The 15,232-nt window shown below is 66.5% G+C and carries 16 protein-coding genes and 1 pseudogene; 6 read left to right on the top strand and 11 right to left on the bottom strand.

Features of this window, described 5'->3' with window-relative positions; translation table 11 throughout:
• Positions 1-17: 17 nt before the first annotated feature.
• A complete protein-coding gene (locus LT988_RS01285; protein WP_232408473.1) occupies positions 18-1,217 on the bottom strand; it encodes a Bcr/CflA family multidrug efflux MFS transporter in 1,200 nt (399 codons plus the stop codon).
• A 326-nt stretch (positions 1,218-1,543) separates the two neighbouring features.
• Between LT988_RS01285 and LT988_RS01290 the strand changes: the two genes are divergently transcribed.
• A complete protein-coding gene (locus tag LT988_RS01290) occupies positions 1,544-2,317 on the top strand; it encodes a glucose 1-dehydrogenase (RefSeq protein WP_232408474.1) in 774 nt (257 codons plus the stop codon).
• 27 nt (positions 2,318-2,344) lie between these two features.
• On the opposite strand, the gene LT988_RS01295 is transcribed toward LT988_RS01290, so the two are convergent.
• The 5 genes and pseudogenes from LT988_RS01295 to LT988_RS25460 all read right to left on the bottom strand — a co-directional run.
• Positions 2,345-2,995 (bottom strand): SphA family protein, encoded by a 651-nt coding sequence (locus tag LT988_RS01295; protein WP_408648032.1) that lies wholly within the window; start codon positions 2,993-2,995, stop codon positions 2,345-2,347.
• Positions 2,896-3,306: a transporter family protein gene (locus LT988_RS01300; RefSeq protein WP_232408476.1), complete on the bottom strand. Its 411-nt coding sequence runs from the start codon at positions 3,304-3,306 to the stop codon at positions 2,896-2,898. The genes LT988_RS01295 and LT988_RS01300 overlap by 100 nt, the downstream gene beginning before the upstream one ends.
• Positions 3,307-3,666: 360 nt before the next feature.
• The gene (locus LT988_RS01305; RefSeq protein ID WP_232408477.1) at positions 3,667-5,385 is read right to left on the bottom strand and encodes an aldehyde dehydrogenase family protein; all 1,719 of its coding nucleotides are present in this window, start codon (positions 5,383-5,385) and stop codon (positions 3,667-3,669) included.
• A gap of 51 nt (positions 5,386-5,436) precedes the next feature.
• On the bottom strand, positions 5,437-5,580 hold the full coding sequence (locus tag LT988_RS01310) for a hypothetical protein (RefSeq protein WP_232408478.1): 144 nt from the start codon (positions 5,578-5,580) through the stop codon (positions 5,437-5,439).
• A 16-nt stretch (positions 5,581-5,596) separates the two neighbouring features.
• Positions 5,597-6,250 (bottom strand): annotated as a pseudogene (locus LT988_RS25460) (proline dehydrogenase family protein); the annotation flags it as partial.
• A 106-nt stretch (positions 6,251-6,356) separates the two neighbouring features.
• Here LT988_RS25460 and LT988_RS01315 point away from each other — a divergent pair.
• Positions 6,357-6,941, top strand: coding sequence for a hypothetical protein (locus LT988_RS01315; RefSeq protein WP_232408479.1), 585 nt, complete (start codon positions 6,357-6,359; stop codon positions 6,939-6,941).
• Positions 6,942-7,079: 138 nt separating this feature from the next.
• Positions 7,080-7,871: a hypothetical protein gene (locus LT988_RS01320; RefSeq protein ID WP_232408480.1), complete on the top strand. Its 792-nt coding sequence runs from the start codon at positions 7,080-7,082 to the stop codon at positions 7,869-7,871.
• A gap of 224 nt (positions 7,872-8,095) precedes the next feature.
• Here LT988_RS01320 and glgP read toward each other — a convergent pair whose 3' ends face one another.
• Together glgP and LT988_RS01330 are read right to left on the bottom strand one after the other, a co-directional pair.
• On the bottom strand, positions 8,096-10,615 hold the full coding sequence (glgP, locus tag LT988_RS01325; RefSeq protein ID WP_232408481.1) for an alpha-glucan family phosphorylase: 2,520 nt from the start codon (positions 10,613-10,615) through the stop codon (positions 8,096-8,098).
• 119 nt (positions 10,616-10,734) lie between these two features.
• The gene (locus tag LT988_RS01330) at positions 10,735-12,024 is read right to left on the bottom strand and encodes a multifunctional CCA addition/repair protein (protein ID WP_269752087.1); all 1,290 of its coding nucleotides are present in this window, start codon (positions 12,022-12,024) and stop codon (positions 10,735-10,737) included.
• A 194-nt stretch (positions 12,025-12,218) separates the two neighbouring features.
• On the opposite strand from LT988_RS01330, the gene LT988_RS01335 reads away from it, so the two are divergent.
• Entirely contained in the window at positions 12,219-12,701 is a 483-nt protein-coding gene (locus LT988_RS01335) for a DUF2939 domain-containing protein (RefSeq protein ID WP_232408482.1), read from the top strand.
• Between the two features lie 49 nt (positions 12,702-12,750).
• Here LT988_RS01335 and LT988_RS01340 read toward each other — a convergent pair whose 3' ends face one another.
• The 3 genes from LT988_RS01340 to LT988_RS01350 all read right to left on the bottom strand — a co-directional run bounded on the left by LT988_RS01340 (position 12,751) and on the right by LT988_RS01350 (position 13,603).
• Positions 12,751-13,137 carry a PF20097 family protein gene (locus LT988_RS01340; protein WP_232408483.1) on the bottom strand — a complete coding sequence of 129 codons (387 nt, stop codon included), beginning with the start codon at positions 13,135-13,137 and terminating at the stop codon, positions 12,751-12,753.
• An 88-nt stretch (positions 13,138-13,225) separates the two neighbouring features.
• Positions 13,226-13,372, bottom strand: a complete 147-nt coding sequence (locus LT988_RS01345; protein ID WP_232408484.1) for a hypothetical protein — start codon at positions 13,370-13,372, stop codon at positions 13,226-13,228.
• A 39-nt stretch (positions 13,373-13,411) separates the two neighbouring features.
• The gene (locus LT988_RS01350) at positions 13,412-13,603 is read right to left on the bottom strand and encodes a hypothetical protein (protein ID WP_232408485.1); all 192 of its coding nucleotides are present in this window, start codon (positions 13,601-13,603) and stop codon (positions 13,412-13,414) included.
• Between the two features lie 61 nt (positions 13,604-13,664).
• On the opposite strand from LT988_RS01350, the gene LT988_RS01355 reads away from it, so the two are divergent.
• Positions 13,665-14,081, top strand: coding sequence for a YajD family HNH nuclease (locus LT988_RS01355; protein WP_232408486.1), 417 nt, complete (start codon positions 13,665-13,667; stop codon positions 14,079-14,081).
• 363 nt (positions 14,082-14,444) lie between these two features.
• Entirely contained in the window at positions 14,445-14,915 is a 471-nt protein-coding gene (locus tag LT988_RS01360) for a universal stress protein (protein ID WP_232408487.1), read from the top strand.
• Positions 14,916-15,232: the final 317 nt, after the last annotated feature.

Consider the following 15,232-nt stretch of genomic DNA (forward strand, 5'->3'; position numbering starts at 1 on the left):
ACGCGGCCGACGCAAGGTCAGCCTGGCCCCCTCGTCGTCTCTTGAGGGGGACAGCAGAGGAGCCAATAGCTCCCGCCGGCCGCCAAGCCGCACATCGCCATGCCGAACAGCATCGGCTTCGCATCCCCGGTATGCATCAGGCTGACCAGGGATCCCATCACCGCGCCGAGCCCGAAGCGCGACGCCCCTGAGAAGGCCGATGCAGTCCCGGCCATCCGCGCGAAGTGGGCCATAAACCCGGCCATTGAATTGCCGAGCACGACCCCCGCCATCCCGAGATAAAGTAGGGTCGCGCCGACGATGGCCCACAGCGGCGGCGTCCCCCAAAGACTCAGCCCCAGCAGAATCAGCGCCGACAGCACCTGCACACCAAGTCCCCAACGCAGCAGACGCTCCGCCCCGAGACGGACAACCAATCGGGCATTCTGGCTGGTCACCACCATCGCCAAGGCCACATTCGCCCCGAAGAAGACCCCGAACCAACCCACCGGCACCCCGTGCAGCTCGATATACACGAAGGGCGAGGTGACGATGTACGTCATCATGCCGCCGAAGGAGAAGGCCCCGGTCAGCAAATATCCCATACCGACCCGATGTCGGAGCAAGCTCCGGTAATTGCGTAAAACCCGAGCCAACTCGGGCGGGTGGCGATCCGCGTGCAGAAGGGTCTCCGGGATCAGCCGAAAAAAGAGCCCGCTCGCGGTCAAGCCCAGGACCAAGAGCGCGACGAAGACCCAATGCCACTCCAGATAAGAGACGATGGCCCCGCCGATGGACGGCGCCAGCAGAGGCGCCAGTGCCGTCGTCAACATCACCAGACTCATCACCCGCGCGTAGTGATCGCGCTCGAAGAGGTCCCGCACCAGAGCGGGCACCGTCACCGCCACCGCCGCTCCGCCCAGTCCTTGAACGGCGCGCCCCAACAGCAGCGTCTCCATCCGCTCGGCCAAGACACACATGAGCGCACCCAAACAGAAGAGCGCCAGGCCACCGCCGATGGTCGCCCGCCGTCCGTGGACATCCGAGGCCGGGCCCAGAACCAATTGGGCCAGAGCAAAGACGCCCAGGTATGCCGTCACGCTCAGCTGAGCCAGCTCGATCGTCGAGTCCAGGTCCTGCGCGATCGCGGGCAGGCTCGGTAGATACATGTCGATGGCAAAGGGTGTCAGGCCGGAGAGCAGCCCAAGCGTGAGGAGCGTCGAGAGGCGAATCTGCATGGGCCCTCCGGGCCGCCCCGGGCCCGCAGGCCGCGGAGGAAAGAGGAGAAGGGTAACGAGCGGGGCGGACCGGTACCGGGTTGACGTCCCCGCGCCGTATCTTGACCCAACTCGGGGAGGCGGCGCGGCGAGCACCGATCTCGACCAGCCTTGCGCTCCCGGGCGCGTTCAGCGGACGGCCGCCTTCGGATCAGGCAAGGCCGACCGAAAACGACTAAGTTATCACCGGAGCTCTTCCGGGTCTCCGATCCCGCGAACCTCGGATCGGTTTCGAAGGCTCGGCCCCCCTTACCACCGACTGAGTCGATTCCACCATGGAGGCATCTATGCGGACCTTTGAAGGCAAGGTGGCACTGGTCACTGGCGGGAGCAGCGGGATCGGCGCGGCGACTGCGATCGCGCTCGCGCGCGGCGGAGCCAAGGTGGTCCTGGCCGCCGACCGGCCGGAAGGCAGCGACGCGGTGCTGAACGCGATCGCGGCGTTCGGAGGCGAAGCGATCTTCGTGAGGTCCGACGTCGCCCTCGACAACGAGGTCGAGGCCATGGTCGAGGCCACGATCGAGCGCTTCGGCCGACTCGATTGTGCCGTAAACGGTGCCGGCATTACAGGCGACGTCAAGATACCGACGGCGGAGATCGAGCGGGCCAACTGGGACCGGGTCATCGGTATCAATCTCACCGGCGTCTGGTTGTGCATGAAGCATCAGATCCCGGTCATGCTGGCGCAGGGCGCGGGGGCGATCGTAAATGTCTCCTCGATCTACGGTCTCAAACCCAGCGACGCCGGGCATGCGGCCTATTGCGCCAGCAAGTTCGGTGTGATCGGATTGTCGAAGACAGCAGCGGTGGATTACGGACAGCGGGGGCTTCGGATCAACGTCGTCGCGCCCGGCTTCACCGTCTCCGGGATCGTCGATCCCAATGCGGAAGGCGCCACGGAGAAGTACCGCACCATGACCGCGAAGTACTCGGCGATGAATCGCCTCGGAGACCCCCGCGAGACGGCGGCCGCGATCGCCTGGCTGTGCTCGGATGCCGCCAGTTTCGTCAACGGTGCCGTGCTCACCGTCGACGGCGGGGACACGACACCTGTTTACTGAACGCCCGGCGCGAGCGGCTCGGCCTTTTCAATGGAAATGATGCACGAGCCTCAGTTTGAACCTGGAGCCCTCGGGGCGATTCTCCGCCTCCGTCTCCCAATAGGCGTTGACGAAGAGATGGTCGTGTTTGGAGAAGTGGTAGACCAGCCCGGGGCCGATACCGATGACCTGCTCCTCGCTGTCGCGCACACCCCTACCATCGATCTTGCTCTCGGTGAACTGCTTGAGAAAGTAGCCGTTGATGCCGATTCGCAGACGATTCGGCAGCACCTCGTAAGCACTCGCAAAGTTGGCATGGACGGCCTGGCCGGCTTGAGTATCGTTGGCCCCGAGCGGCTTGTAGGGATCGTCGTTCTCGGCGTTCCAGAGATAGTGCAGGCGCCAGGAGGCCGTCCATTTCGGTGTCAGGAAGGCCGTCGCGGCCCAATAGGGAGCGAAGGAGAAGTAATTGCTGCCGACGTTCAGGGCATCGTTCGCGTCGTAGGAGCCTGTTGGGAAGATCAGCTGAAATTCGACCCGCTGCACGAATCTGGGTCCGTTGGGACCCATGATGGGATCCCACTGAAGGTAGGGGCCGATCAAGAGATCCCCGAATTTGCGCCGTTCGCCGAAAGCGCGAAGTTGTCCTTCGGATCCAGATCGAAGCCGGCATAGGGCAACATGAGATTCATGCCCCATTTGCCGCCGAGCAGCAGGGACTGGTCCGATTGATAAACGAGCTGGGTCAAACCGATGTTCGCCTCGACCTCTGCCTTCTCGAGCCCGCGTGCGGTGGGCAGACGCAGATCAGCGCCGCCCGCATCCTTGAGGCGACCGTTGCGATAAAACTGCACGTACTGCTGGGCGTACCATCCTGGCCCCGACGACGGCGCACCGTCCAGAAAGCTCGTAAACCCGAGATTGACGGCGGGCAGATCGTACGCCTGCGTCAGCGACGCCATCCCGAGCCCAACCGCCCCGACCAACAGCCTTGCAACCCTCTTCGTCATCGTCGCGCCCCTGATTGTTGTCTGACTTTGGAGACGAGGCGCGACCCACCTCGCGCCCGAAAAGCGCGTGAAGGATAAGAGAATGCGCGGAGCCTGACATAGCGGTTTCCCGGCATCGACACACCGGCAACGCCCAGGGGATGGGCGACTCAACTTACACCTGAAGGGGTACAGTGTCTCCGCCGGACATCGCTGAACCTGCGACCGATCACGGTCGGACGCTGGGGAGCGGGAGTCCGGCGACAGCCAACTGAATCGTCGGACAGAGCGATCGACACCTACTTCAGCCGACCTCCTCGTCGGCGGCTACAAGGAGGGCGGCATTGCCACCCGAAGCGGTGGTGTCGCGCGAAACGGTCTTTATCGGTCAGAAATCGGCGCATCCACCCGGCGCTGCCGGCCGGCGGGATGCCGATGCCGGCGCCGACGTCGGCCCAGAGAATCAGGGGGCGAATCGATCCCTCGCTGCCGGCGAGTGCGACGTCGAGGCGGGCGGCAAACGCCTCGGTCCCATGAAACGCGAGTCCGTCGAGACGCGCATCGGCGGCGAGGTCCTCCGGGAGCGCGTCCGTTCCCGGCCTCGATGAAATGCTGCACGGTACGGCCGGCCTCCGGGCCGACGGCAATGATCCGATTGCCGGTGGCCAAGGCCGCACCGATCGGGATGACGAGCGGGGCCGGATCCTCGGCGATGCAGGCGATACGGCCGCGCGGTTCGAGGAGGAGCTGGTTCTCCTCGCCGGTCGGGCCCGCGAGTGCCAGCGGGGCGGCAAGCATGGCGCGCGCCCGGGCCGCAAGGCCGCTGAGCCATGGGCCGGCTGCACCCTCGATCCGCGCTGCCACCCGCTCGAGGATTGTCGTCCGAGTCTCGAGATCCGGCGGCCGGGCAGCGTCCGCTCGGCTGAATGCCTCCTCCAGATCCCGGCGGGACAGGCCGATCGGCCCTGTCGGCGCAGGTAAGTCGCCCCCCTGAAGTGAAACCGTTCGGCCGAACCCGGTGCCGACCCGGCTCGCATCGTCCGAGAGGCCTGCGGCAGATCGAGCGGCAACCAAGCGCTCGAGGTAATAGGGTCCGCCCGCCTTGGGCCCGGTCCCCGAAAGCCCCCGCCCACCGAAGGGTTGGATGCCGACCAGGGCGCCGATCTGATTTCGATTGACATAGATGTTGCCGACCCAGGCACGTGCGGCAATCCGGCCCCAAGTCGCGTCGATCCGGGTGTGCACGCCGAGCGTGAGGCCGTAGCCCTTGGCATTGATGCTGTCGACGACTGCGCCGAGCCTATCCGACGCGAAACGCACCACGTGCAGGAGCGGCCCGAAGACCTCGCGCTCGAGCTGGCCGGCATGGTCCAGCTCGAAGGCCGCGGGGGGCAACGAACCAGCCGTGCTCGGCCTCGGGTCCCGGCGCGACACATCGGATGAGGCGTGCCTCGCGTTCCATGCACCGCGCGTGCGACGCCAAAATCGCCGCCGCCTCGCCGTCGATGACCGGGCCGACGTCGGTCTCGAGCAGGCCCGGGTCCCCGAGTCTGAGCACGTCCATCGCCCCGGCGAGCAAGTCGAGCGTCTGCTCGGCGATGCCCTCCTGGAGGAACAGCACCGCAGCGCCGAGCAGCGCTGGCCCGCACTGCGGAAGGCAACGGACAGGACGTCGCGGATGACCTGCTCGGTCAGGGCGGTGCTTTCGACTATCATGGCGTTGAGCCCGCCCGTCTCGGCGATCAGCACGCGGCGGCGGTCGGACTGCACCGCGAGCAGCCGATTGATGGAATGCGCCACGTCGGTCGAGCCGGTGAAGCAGACCCCGGCGATCCTCGGGTCGGCCACCAGCGCGGCCCCGACGCGGGCCCCCTCCCCCGGCAAGAGATGCAGGACCGCAACCGGCACACCGGCCGCGTGCAGGAGCCGGACCGCACGCGCAGCGATCAACGGGGTCTGCTCGGCGGGTTTGGCCAGAACCGCGTTGCCGGCCACCAAGGCCGCACTCACCTGCCCGATGAAGATCGCGAGCGGGAAGTTCCAGGGGCTGATGCAGACGAAGACGCCGCCGGCCTCGAACCTCGCGGCGCGCCCGGACATGGATGCCCACGACACGGGCTCGGAACCCAGCCCCGCGCGCGCTCGGGCGGCTTAGTAGCGGCAGAAGTCCACCGCCTCGCGGACCTCGGCAAGTGCATCGGGCAGGGTCTTGCCGGCCTCGCGCACCGCCAGCGTCATGAAGGCAGGCAGGATCGGCCTCCAGTGCGTCGGCCGCGCGATCGAGACAGGCGGCACGCTCCTCGGCATCGCGCGCCGCCCACGCGGGCGCTGCCTTCGCGGCAAGGGCGAGGGCCCGCTCGATCTCGGTCCGGTCGGCATCGCGGACCCCGCCGATCTCGTGTGTGCGATCGGCGGGCGAGGCCACGGGCCGCAGTCCCGCCTCGGCCATCATGCCGTCGATGATCGGCGCCGCGATCCAGGGTCCGTCAGCCGTGCGCATGGCCTCGCGCAACCGTGCCAGCTCACTCGGCGAGGCGAGATCCAAACCGCGCGCGAGTCTTCGCTCGGGCAACAGGATCTCCCGAGGCATCGCGATCCGCGGATCCGGCTGACCTGCGAGCGCGCGCCTCCGGGCAATGGGATCCTGTACGATCGCCTCGATCGGCAGACGCTCGTCGCGCAGACGGTTGACGAAGGAGCTGTTGGTCCCGTTCTCCAGGAGACGGCGCACCAGATAGGGCAGGAGATCTTCATGGCGGCCGACCGGAGCATAGATGCGGCAGCCGACCCGAGATCGGCGCCCTCGACGACCCGTCGATAGAGCCTCGCCCATGCCGTGCAGACGCTGAAACTCGAAACCGCGCGTCGTCCCGGCCAACTCCAGCACGGCCGCGATCGTGTGGGCGTTGTGGGTCGCAAACTGCGGGAAGAGCCGATCCGCGCGCGCGAGCAGCCGGCGTAGCATTGGTGACCAGGTCCCCGGCGAGCGCAAAGGCGCCGCGTTCAACCGCCTGGGCGAGGGCGTGGCGTTCGACGGGCGCTACGTAGCGTTCTGGGGCGCTTGGGGGAGGATGCGCACGATCCGCCTGCACTGCCCGACCGAGGGCAACAAGGACCGCATCGCGTTCTGCCTGATGCAGTGCCCGGAGCCGCAGGGCTGCTCGGCCAAGACGCCCGTAAGCCAGGGCATTTTCCTGCATGACACCGTCACCGGGGACACCACCTCTGCGGTCGCCAGGGCGCCGACGCAGTACGGCGATTTCCTGCTCTGGAACTTCTCGGGCATGGTGCCCGGCGTCGGCGGAGGCGAGGACGGCAGCGAGGAGGATGGCGAGCCGGCCCGGTGGCGCTCCTCCGCCTTCGTCGCGGTCTCGGGCGAGCGCACTGCCTTCAAGGCCGTGAGCGGCAACCGGGTCGGCGTGTATCTCAGCGAGGCGCCCGGACAGACGCCCGTCACCGTGGTCGATAACCGCACCGACGGCCAGCTGCTCGACCCCGAGGCACCGGTCGGCTCGACCGTCGTCGAGGTTGGCCTGGAGCGCGAGGGTCTGCGAGGTCACTGGCTCGCGGTGAGCGCCAAGATGGCGGTCGCTGGCGGCACTGAGGAGGACGGCATGGCCGGGGTCTACCTCACACGGTTGCCTGGCGCTGACTGACTCAGGGGCGGCGACAAGCTGGCGCCCCGGGAGCCAGCTTGCTCGCTGCCCTGAACCGCGAGTCGGTCGGTAATTGGCGACGTCATCTCAACGCCCGCGAGCAAGGAGTGATCCGGAAATAGGTGATCCGGAAATACAATGGCCAACGCCTTGCCCAATACGGTACTGCAAGGAGAGCCGCCGAAGGGCGGGCAGCAAGAGGAGGCGGCCGTGCCTGCGCATGGTCGATCGTCGATGCAACAGCAGCACATTCCTTTCCTGCGTTGGCTCTTGCTCGCGACCGCGGTCGCGGCACTGCTCATTGCCTTTCTCGGCTGGCACATCTACGAGTCGCACCGCTTCTTCGGTCAGGTCGGGACAGAGTTCGTACGCCAGACAGAGACGATCGCCAGTGTTCGTAAGCTGAGGTGGGAGCTGACCCAAGCGGCGCACCACGTTGTCCTGTTCGGGGATGGCGATGATCGACGCGGCGCGTACAGCACTGCGAAGCGGCGGCTGGAGGCTGAGATCGACGCGGCTGTCGGGCTCCCGGACCAGGCCGCTGACAGGTCCAGTCTGGCGGCACTTGCCGACCTCTCCCGCGAGCTCGGCACTATCGAGGTCGCCGCGATGGATGCAGCCCTGGAGGATCGCTCGGATGCGGCGCTGAGACTGTTGCACTCACCAGAATACACGGAAGGCACACGCCTGCTCTGCGCGCGGGCAGATGCCCACTCGAAGGCTGTCTACGACCGCTTGGAGGGGCGCCTGCAGTCCCATCGGGAAAGCGAGATCCTGTTCTTTTCGGTTGACGTCGCGGCCCTGATCTTTGCAGGGGCGCTTTGGTGGCTATTGGGCCTGCGGCTCCAGCGTTGGCGGGCGCTTGCGGATTCCGAAACGGGCCGGCGAATCCTCGCAGAGGTCAAGCTTCGGCAAGCCGAGAGGCTGTAGGCCCTCGGCCAAGAGATCTGCTCGAATGTGTTCGTCGGCCGAGGCTGGAACCAGGACCTTCACCAAGCCGACGCGCTCGAACCCGATCTGCACCAACCCAAGGCCGTCACGTCAGGTAATAGACGTCGAAAGTTCCACATGCGCGGCGTCGAAGTGTGCGTATTGAATGCGCTCCGGGCCGGCCTTCCCGGTTCCACTGAATCGGCGGCCGTCTGCGGACATCTTCAACGCTGCCAAACGACGTAGGGAGCCTCCAGCGGCGTCGCCGCTTCGGCATGGACGGGTACGATCCGCGGTGTGAAGTCCTCGGCGGGACGTTGTGTCTCGATGGTGGCTGTATACAGAAAGGCCTGAATTGTCCCCTCCAGCGGACGCACACGGTCCATGGTGATGCGCGTCGGCGCACTGTCGTTCCGGGGAGAGGCCGCGTATAGCTCCACGGCGACATCCGCGCCCGCGAGATCGTCGAGATAGACCTCGACATCGAAACGCAGCAGGTTGTCCGCATGGGTGACGGAAAGGGCACCGAAGTGCAGCCGCGGCCAACCCTTTTCCAAACGCTGTTGCCACGCCGCGATCTCGGCACCGAGCCTACCCTGGTCGGCCGAGCGCCTGCGTTGGGCGACCGCCCCCGGCACGTAGTAACGTTCGGTGTATTCCCGCACCATGCGGTTGGCGGAGAACTCCGGTGTGAGCCGAGCCATGCTCTCGCGCATGCGCGCGACCCAGGCGGAGGGGATACCCTTGGCGTCCCGCTGCTCGTAAAAAGCCGGAATCACCTCCCGCTCCAGAAGGTCGTAGAGTGCGCCGGCCTCGGCGGCGTCCCAGGCCGCGTCATCGCCGTGCTCCCGTCCGTCGCCGATGGCCCAGCCGACCTCGGGCGACCAGGCCTCGGCCCACCATCCGTCCAGCTCGGAGAGATTGAGTCCACCGTTGACCAGGAGCTTCATCCCGCTGGTTCCGCTCGCTTCCCAGGGACGCCGCGGGGTGTTGATCCAGAGGTCGACACCCTGAACCAGGTCCGCCGCCAGGGCGAGGTCATAGTCGGCGAGAAAGACGGCCCGCCCGTCCACCTCTGCTTGCCTAGTGAACTCGATCCAGCGGCGGATCAGCTCCCTGCCCTCCTGATCCCTGGGGTGAGCCTTGCCGGCGACGACGATCTGGACCGGCCGCTGCGGGTCGGTGATGAGCCGCACCAGCCGGGCCGGGTCGTGCAGCAGGAGGTCCGGGCGCTTGTAGGCGGCGAAGCGGCGGGCAAAGCCGATGGTGAGACGATTGGGGTCGAGCGGCTCGGGGACGCGCACGCCGACTTCCCCGCTCTCGGCGATCCGACGCGCCTGACGCTGCCGGACCGCTTCCGTCAACAGCGCACGCCCCGCGGTGCGCAAGCGCCAAAGCGCCTCGTCGTCGAGGGCGCGGATCGCCTCCTCGTGGACCTCGAGCGCACCCAGCCAGGGGCCCTTGCCGCAAGCATCGGTCCAAATGTCGTCGGCCGCGGCCGAGTCCCAGGAGGGGACATGGACGCCGTTGGTGACATGCCCGATCGGGACCTCATCTGCAGGCCGGCGCGGGAACAGTGGCCCGAAGATCCGGCGGGATACTGTCCCGTGCAATTGGCTAACGCCGTTGACTGCACCGCTGCCACGCAGCGCAAGGTAGGCCATGTTGAAGGGCTCGGTCTCCGCCGCGGCATCGGCCCGGCCGAGGGCCAGGAGCTCAGGCAGCGAGAGACCCAGGTCCTGTGCATAAGCGGCGAGGTATTGACTGACCAGCGCCGGGGAGAACCGGTCGAATCCGGCTGCCACCGGGGTGTGGGTGGTGAACAGGTTTCCGGGCCGAGTCGCGCACAGGGCCTCGCGGAAGTCTCGGTTGTTGCCGCGCATGAAGGCACGCGTCCGCTCCAGCACCGCAAAAGCGGCGTAGCCCTCGTTCAGGTGGCATACGTCAGGAGCGATCCCCAGCGCCTCCAACAGTCGCCAGCCGCCGATCCCCAGCACCATCTCCTGCTGCAGCCGCAGCTCCGGGCCGCCGCCATACAGTTCGCTGGTGGTGCCGCGGTCACTCGGCGTGTTGAGCAGATCGTTGCTGTCGAGCAGATACAGGTGCACGCGACCGACCCGCACCTCCCAGCCCCGCAGCCGCAGGGTCCTGCCGGGCAGCTCCAGGTCGACCCTTAGCCAGCCGCCTTCGCCGTCCCGCAGGGGCAGCACGGGCAGCATGGATGGGTTGTTGTACGGAAACAGCTCGCGCTGCTCGCCCCCTGCGTCGATGCTCTGGCGGAAGTAGCCCTGCTGATAGAGCAGACCGACTCCGACCAATGGCACACCGAGATCGCTTGCAGTCTTCAGGTGATCGCCGGCCAGGACACCGAGCCCACCGGAGTAGATGGGCAGGGCCTCGCTCAGACCATACTCCATGCTGAAATAGGCCACGGTCCCGAGCGTCTCGGCAGCACGGATGCCGCCGAGCCAGCTCGGCTGCCGCAGCTGCCCGTGACGGGCAGCGACCTGTTCGGCGAGATCCCGCAGGAACCCACCATCCCTCGCCAGGGCATGCAGACGTTCCTGCGTGACGCTTTCGAGGATCAACCAGGGGTCGCCTGTTGCGTCCCAGAGTTCCGCGTCCACCTGCTCCCAGAGCTGGTCGGCCCGGTGGTTCCAGCTCCAGCGCAGGTCCAGTGCCAGGTCCACCAGACCGGTCAGGGCCTCGGGAACGGGACGGGGGAGATACCGGACAGGTTGCATAAACGTCTCCTCAGGAGCGAGCGGACGGAAGGCAACGCCTTCGGATGGACGGCCCGAGCAATGAACCGGTCATCCGAAGCGCCTAGCGCCGCGCCTCCTCGTAAGGGCGATTACCCACGTCACATGTCGGGTGCCTCTTGGACGGCTGTGGAGCCCGCAGACGTTTCGGAGGCGCTGCGCATGGCCGTCTTCAAGGAGGCGACGCGCGCTGCGCGGATGTGCTCCTGGATGAGTCGCGGCTCGCGTGCGGCGCGGGCAACGGCGCCGACATCCACGGCCGCGACGGCTGCCTGCAACCGACGCAGGGTCTCGCCCTGCGGATAGTCGCGATCGGCATAGCCGGCGCGGCCTCGAAAATCGGCCTCGCAGGCCGTCAGCATCCGGTGGAAGCGCTCCGGCCGCCGGAAGGCGTCGGCGCCCTCCAAGAGATCGAGGATGGTCGTCGCGCGCAACTCGTCGACCTTGTGGACGAGGCCGTGGTAGCGTGCCGTGATGCGGGCCAGCTCGCGAAAGCGAACGGGGACACGCAGACGCTCGCAGATGGCCTCGAGCAGATCGACGCTGCGTTCCTCGTGACCCCTGTGGCTCGGCAGGATCTCGGGCGGCGTGGTGCCCTTGCCGAGGTCGTGACAGAGCGCGGCGAAGCGCACGCCGAGATCCGGAGACAGCCGCGCGGCCATGTCGACCACCAGCATGACATGGACGCCGGTATCGATCTCGGGGTGCCATTTGACCGGTTGGGGCACGCCCCACAGCCGATCGACCTCGGGCAGCAGCCGGACCAGCGCGCCGCAGTCGCGCAGCACCTTGAAGAAGCGCGAAGGCCGATCCTCGCAGAGCGCGCGCGCCAACTCCTGCCAGACCCGCTCGGGGACGAGTGCGTCGACCTCGCCGGCCGCGACCATCCCGCGCATCAAATCCATGGTCTCGGGCGCGATGCGGAAACCGAGGTCGTTGAAGCGGGCCGCGAAGCGGGCGAGCCGCAAGATGCGGACCGGGTCTTCCGCGAAGGCCGGCGAGACATGTCGCAAGACGCGCGCCTGGAGATCCGCAAGCCCTCCGTAGGGATCGATCAGGACTCCGGACGGATCCTCGGCGAGCGCATTAATGGTGAGATCCCGGCGCTGCAGGTCCTCCTCGAGTGTGATGTCCGGGTCCGCGTGCACCGCGAAACCGTGATAACCGGGTGCGGTCTTGCGCTCGGTGCGCGCCAAGGCGTACTCGTCCTTGGTCTGTGGATGAAGAAAGACCGGGAAGTCCTTGCCGACCTGCTGGAAACCGCGGGAGAGAAGCTCATCGGGTGTGGCGCCGACTACGACGAAATCACGCTCGCCGACCGCGCGCCCGAGCAAGCGGTCGCGCACGGCGCCGCCGACCAGAAAGATCCGCAGACCGTCGGTGACGTTCACGGCAAGGGGCCGACGCGCGAGAACGCATCGGCACCGGACCAGAGGGCCGACCGGGTGCGGGGAAAGTCTCGAGCTGTGGTCGCGATCGGCATTGAGAGCCTCGTCTCTGCGGTCTGTCCGGTCGGGGGATTATACCGGGCGGAGGCTTGCGGGTAGAATTCTCAGCCCGTTTCATCACTCGAGACCCGAAGACCATGCGACTGTTTGGATATCTGATCCTGTTCGCGCTGATCGGCTACGGCATCTGGCCCTATTTCACGGTCTTCCGTCTCGACGAGGCGATCAATCAAGAGGGCACGGCTCAGCTCGCAACGATGGTGGACCTGCCGGCGATCCGTGCCAATTACAAGGCACGCGTCGCCGCAGGGGTCGACGGCATCTTCCCCTCGGACGACCCGGAAAGCGTCATGAGCTGGATCCGCCAAAATGTCGATCGCCTCGGCGACTCGGCGCTCGAGCAGGCGATCACCCTACCCTGGGTGCGCGACACGCTGCGGGGCGCGGTCACGCGAGCCACCGGTCAGAGTACGCCCTATCTCCTGGGCGGGATCGACTTCGCCTTTTTCGAGTCCTACAACCGCTTCCTGATCCGCATCGGCGATTTGGGCCGCTCCCCGACCCATGTGCGGATGATGTTGCAGGGCACGGACTGGAAGATCACCGACATCATCGACTGAGTCGGCGCCGCCGCCCCGTCGGCGGCGACCCGTGGCGGCGGGATCGGTCCTAGGCGGTGCCGCCCCGGCCGGCCGGTTTGACGAGCTTGGTGTAGTCGATCAACACGAGTCGGCAGCTCGGACATCGCCACGCCATGTTGACCGCCGGCCGAAGCGACATGCTGATGGTGTTGGGCAGGGCTCGGCCGATGTGCGCGAAGGTTCCGGGTGGTCCCTGCTCGCGCGATGACCAGATCGCACCCTTGCCGAGCATGACCCAGCCGGCATCCATCGCGGTCCCGCAGTCCGGACAGGCGTAGCGGCGTCCCGACCAGAGATCGGCGGTTGCGTGGATTTCGCACGCCTTGCCTTGCAGATGGCGCACGATCGCCCAGAGGGCCAGCAAGGCCGCGATGGCGGCGCTTGCGCCGATCAAGATTGCGAAATTTGCCGACATCGCTCGGTCTCCCTCAATCCACCCAATGTCACCCGGCGAGCGCCGCTCGGCAGCAGGGATTGGTGGACTTCGCTCTCGCTCGTCCACCCTACCCGTCCGACCGGCGCAACGGCGAGCTTGGAGCGCGACCGTGGCTTCGATCGGCGCGAACCAGCCCGTCCAGATAACGCCCGATCAGCTCGACCGTCAAGACCTCCGCAGGGGCGTCGCCGCCGATCGCGAGCTTGCAGGTCAAGGCCAGAACCGTAATCCCGTGGACCCCGCCCCGGAGCGACTAGGCCGAGCGTCGCACCTCGGCCGGGCTCGCCCGCGGGTTCAAGGCCGCGATCGACTCCGCGACTTGGAGGAAGTCTGGATCGACGGCAAACCCGTGACCGGCGCGGTGCTTGCTAAGGAGCGTGCCGAGCGACACCGCATGGGCGCCGGTGCACAGCGCCCATGCGGCCGGCTTTCTGATCGGGGTCATGTTTGAAACGGCCAGAACGGCTAAGATTGGCGGCATCGCCAATCCACAAGGGGACACCTCGATGACCTCGAGCCGCGGTCCGCGTCACGCCAAAACCGGCAAACCCATCGACAGTGCCAAGCTCGATCGCGTCGTCGCCGATGCCCGCAAGGCCAGCGAGGAGCGCGCCGCCGGCTATCGCGAGCAGGCACTGAAGCTCTACGACTGGGTCTGCGGCCGGTGTGCACGCACCTTCACCCGCGAGAACCTGCGCGAGCTCACCGTCCATCACAAGGACATGAACCACGACAACAACCCGCCCGACGGCAGCAACTGGGAGCTACTCTGCGTCTACTGCCACGACAACGAGCACCAAAAGTACGAGGAGCACCTTGCCGCCCTGGCCGGCGGCCGGGTCGCCAAACCGGGCGTGGCGGGAAAGCAGACGACACACAACCCCTTCGAAGGACTGGCCGATCTCCTGAAGAAAGACAGCTAAACCGCGTCATGCGTGATCCGTGAGATCTCGGGCGAGAGCGAAGTCAGCGAAACCAGCGAGCGCAGGAGCGGACGCGGTTTAGGTTTTTCATTGATCGAGCGTGTTGGCGTGCGTATTCGCAGGTCGCTATACCGATACCAAGCGCGCCGCTCGCTCGAAGGCACGCGAGATTGAGAACCCGTGTTCAACGGCGACGAGCTGGTGACATCTCGAAAGCCGATTACACTTGAAGAGGGTCTTCAATGACCGAAACCGCGTCGACTCCGACGCGCCCACATGCGCGCCGGACCGGCCAAAAAGCTGCGCCGGCTCATGCCACTCCAGGACGCGGTTTAGGTTTAGCTACAGCCAGCGAGGTTTGCGATGGACAACCACGACTATCAACGCCTGTTGCTCGCGGTGGATTTCGAAAAGGAAAGCGAGCCGGTTGTCGCACGCGCGCAGCAGCTCAAAACGTTGCTGGGAGCGCGGCTTTTCCTGCTGCATGTCGTCGAGCACATACCGCCGACGATGGAGTACATGCCGGTCGGCTACGCCGGTGACGTCGCCGTCCCGGAAAACCTGGAACTGGAAGAAGAACTGCTGGCGATCGCCCGGCGCGAGCTCGATGCGCTGGGCGATCGCATGGATGTGCCGATCGCGGACCGACTGGTTCGGATTGGTCCGACCGGGCGCACCATCGACGAGGTTGCCGGCGAGCAGAATATCGACCTCGTCGTCATCGGCAGCCGCGGACGGCATGGGTTCTTGGGGCTCTTCGGCTCCACGGCGCGCTCCGTGCTGCGCAACCCGACCTGCGACGTGCTGTGCGTGAAGATCGACGAGGCCGACTAAACCGCGGCCTGGGGTTCTTCATGAGCGTCTCGGGCGGAATGGGCCTTGGTCGGGATCTGCAACCTCGGCGCGGCCGCGGTTTAGGAGTCGGGGAGATTTAGACGCGTTGATCAGCAACCCGGCTCCGAGCGGTCCGCCCTTCGGTCTTAGGTGATTTCCACGAAACGGCATACCCGCTGTGGGTCGGGCTTCAGCCCGACAAAGGCGTTGCTGGATAGTGATATCGCCGAATCGGACTGAAGTCCGACCCACAGCCTGTCGGACTGAAGTCCTGCCTACAGTGCGGCTCTGGGACAGGGTTCTCCAGAAATCGCCTA

The sequence above is a fragment of the Thiocapsa bogorovii genome, assembly GCF_021228795.1.
Lineage (GTDB): Bacteria > Pseudomonadota > Gammaproteobacteria > Chromatiales > Chromatiaceae > Thiocapsa > Thiocapsa bogorovii.